General features: G+C 62.4%; 4 protein-coding genes. 2 read left to right on the plus strand and 2 right to left on the minus strand.

Annotated features, from left to right (window positions below; all coding sequences use genetic code 11):
• Positions 1-28 precede the first annotated feature (28 nt).
• Both QM612_RS03420 and QM612_RS03425 read right to left on the minus strand, forming a co-directional pair.
• Positions 29-214, minus strand: a complete 186-nt coding sequence (locus QM612_RS03420) for a hypothetical protein (protein WP_415252495.1) — start codon at positions 212-214, stop codon at positions 29-31.
• 95 nt (positions 215-309) lie between these two features.
• Positions 310-1092, minus strand: coding sequence for a ferredoxin--NADP reductase (locus QM612_RS03425; protein ID WP_415252498.1), 783 nt, complete (start codon positions 1090-1092; stop codon positions 310-312).
• 108 nt (positions 1093-1200) lie between these two features.
• Here QM612_RS03425 and QM612_RS03430 point away from each other — a divergent pair, with 108 nt between their 5' ends.
• On the plus strand, positions 1201-2139 hold the full coding sequence (locus QM612_RS03430; RefSeq protein WP_415252496.1) for an ABC transporter ATP-binding protein: 939 nt from the start codon (positions 1201-1203) through the stop codon (positions 2137-2139).
• A complete protein-coding gene (locus QM612_RS03435) occupies positions 2136-2906 on the plus strand; it encodes an ABC transporter permease (RefSeq protein WP_415252497.1) in 771 nt (256 codons plus the stop codon). Before QM612_RS03430 ends, QM612_RS03435 begins: the two co-directional genes overlap by 4 nt.
• Positions 2907-3034 lie beyond the last annotated feature (128 nt).

The raw sequence follows: 3034 nt of genomic DNA on the forward strand, positions 1-3034 counted from the left end.
ATGAAAATCCACATCCAGCGCCGCACGGTCATGGACGGGGACCTTTGTCCTTGTCGTCATTGCGCCCCTTGGCCATGAACACGATGCCCAGCACGATGAGGGCCAGGCCCACGCCGAGAAAGCCCATCTGCCCGGTGGCGGAGATCGCAAGGAAGGCAGCCCCGATGACGATCCATACCGCGCCATTGGCCTTCGGGTGTTGAGGCGTTGCCATTGCGATGCTCCTGCTTGTCAAGTGTGCTTGACAGGCAAGATAGGCCGGCAAAACCCGCTTGTCAAGCGTCCTTTACAAGCCGATCAAGATCGTCATTACTTGTTGCTGACGTATTTCTCGCGGCGAATTTGGGTGATGCCAAGGCCATGGCCCTTCAATGCCTCGAAGCTGGCATCCACCATGTCCGGGTTGCCGCACAGATAGGCGATGTCGCCATCTGGCGATGGCGCGAGTTCGGCCAGCGCGTTCTGCACGTAACCGTGGCGCACGTCCGCGTGTGCATGCAGTGAACCGGCTTGCGGCAGTTCGCGCGACAGGCAGGGCATGTAGCGAAAGCCCGGATGCGCATCGGCGAAGGCGCGGAACTCGTCGCCGTACAACAAATCATTCGGCGTGCGTGCGCCCTGCAACAGCACCACCTCCACGCCGCGTGTCTGCATCAGCGATTCCAGTTGCGGCAGCATCGCCCGATACGGCGTGACACCCGTGCCGGTGCCGATCAACAGGTAGCGGCGGTTGGCATCGTTCGGCATCAGGCAGAAGCGCCCGAACGGGCCGCTGGCGTCCACCGTGCCGCCCAGCGGCATGCCTTCGAACAGCGCTGTTGCCGCACCGCCCGGCACATAGCTGACCGCGATTTCCACCGCTTCGCCCGGCCCCATCGTGTGATCGTGCTGCGTGCCCAGCGAATAGCTGCGCCGCGCCGGGGTGCCATCGGCATACTGGAAATGGATCTGGATGAACTGGCCGGGGATGTAATCCAGCGGCTGGCCGTCATCACGCACGAACGACAGGTGCGCCACCGTCGGCGCGATCATCCGGCGGGCAGTGAGTTTCAGGGGGAAATGCACAATGGCCAAAGCAATGCTCTGTTCGATGGATGCAACGCCGTCACGAAGCGGGCTGTGCCGGCGGACGCCTATACTAACCGCAGCCCATTTCCTTGTTCCCGCAGTGCCGCGCGCACGCAGGGCGGAGCCATTGCGATGAACCCGACCACCACGCCCGCGCTGTGCATCGATGCACTGCGCAAGACCTACGACAACGGCGTGCAGGCGTTGAAGGGCGTTTCACTGGATGTGGCACCCGGCGATTTCTTCGCCCTGCTCGGCCCCAACGGCGCGGGCAAGAGCACGCTGATCGGCATCGTCAGTTCGCTGGTCAACAAGACATCTGGCAGCGTGCAGGTATTCGGCACCGACATCGATGCTGACCGAGACGCAGCGATGCGCCAGCTTGGGCTGGTGCCGCAGGAAATCAACTTCAACATGTTCGAAAAGCCGCTGGACATCTGCGTGAACTACGCGGGGTTCTACGGCATCCCGCGCAATGAGGCGCTGCCGCGCGCGGAGCAGGTGCTGAAGGATGCGCTGCTGTGGGACAAGGCCGACAAGATGAGCCGCACCTTGTCCGGCGGCATGAAGCGGCGGCTGATGATTGCGCGGGCCATGATGACGCAGCCGCGCCTGCTGATCCTCGATGAACCCACCGCAGGCGTGGATATCGAGATTCGCCGTGGCATGTGGAAGACACTGCGCGAGATCAACGCCGCCGGCACCACCATCATCCTCACCACGCATTATCTGGAAGAAGCCGAAAGCCTGTGTCGCAACCTTGCCATCATCGACCACGGCAGCATCGTCGAGCAGGGGCCGATGAAGTCACTGCTGGCGAAGCTCGATGTGGAAGGCTTCCTGTTCGATATCGAAGGCAACCTGCCCGCAGCATTGCCGGCGATCGAAGGCGCCACGCTGACCGCGCCTGACGACCACACGCTGGATCTGGACATGCCGCGTGCGATGGATCTCAACCGCGTGTTCGCGGCGCTTGATGCCGCCGGCATCCGCGTGCGCTCGATGCGTACCAAGAGCAACCGACTGGAAGAATTGTTCGTGCGGATGACCACCAAGGAGGGCAACGCATGAGCAATCCCAACCTGACTGCTCTTGCCACCATCGCCCGCCGCGAAGTGATGCGCATCCTGCGCATCTGGAGCCAGACGCTGGTGCCGCCGGCGATCACCATGACCCTGTACTTCCTGATCTTCGGCAAGCTGATCGGCTCGCAGGTGCGTGAGATGGATGGCATCCGCTACATGGATTTCATCGTTCCCGGCCTGGTGATGATGAGCGTGATCCAGAACAGCTACGGCAACATCAGCAGTTCGTTCTTCGGCGCGAAGTTCGGTCGCCACGTCGAGGAACTGCTGGTCAGCCCGATGCCGAACTGGGTGATCCTCACCGGCTACGTGGCCGGCGCGGTGCTGCGCGGGTTGATGGTCGGCGTGATCGTGCTGGGCATCGCCATGCTGTTCACCCGCGTGCGCATGCCGCATCCGCTGGTGATGCTGACATCGGTGTTGCTGGGCGCGACGATATTTTCGCTGGCCGGTTTCATCAACGCCATCTATGCCAAGAAGTTCGATGACGTCGCCATCGTCCCCACCTTCATCCTCACCCCGCTGACGTATCTGGGTGGCGTGTTCTATTCGGTCAGCCTGCTGCCCGGCTGGGCGCAGACGGCAACACTCGCCAACCCGATCTTCTACATGGTCAACGCCTTCCGCTACGGCCTGCTGGGGATCAGTGACGTGCGCTTGTGGGTGGCCTATGCCTTGATGTTGGGCTTCGTGGCCGTGCTGGGTGCGCTGGCGCTGTGGCTGCTGAAGCGCGGGGTGGGCCTGCGCAGTTGACGAAAGCAAACGCCGGCTTCGCTACACTCCGCGCTTTCCCCAACTGGAGCATCCCGGATGACGATGAGCAGAACCCTGTTGGCCGCAGCGATTACCGTCATGCTGCTGGTTGGTTGCAAGAAGGAAGC

Source organism: Thermomonas sp., from assembly GCF_047606765.1.
In the GTDB taxonomy this organism is placed as follows: domain Bacteria; phylum Pseudomonadota; class Gammaproteobacteria; order Xanthomonadales; family Xanthomonadaceae; genus Thermomonas.

Bases quoted from the DNA above. Each gene is read 5' to 3' on its own strand.
- QM612_RS03430 (WP_415252496.1), top strand. From the start codon at position 1,201: ATGAACCCGACCACCACGCCCGCGCTGTGCATCGATGCACTGCGCAAG.
- QM612_RS03435 (WP_415252497.1), top strand. From the start codon at position 2,136: ATGAGCAATCCCAACCTGACTGCTCTTGCCACCATCGCCCGCCGCGAA.
- QM612_RS03420 (WP_415252495.1), bottom strand. From the start codon at position 214: ATGGCAACGCCTCAACACCCGAAGGCCAATGGCGCGGTATGGATCGTC.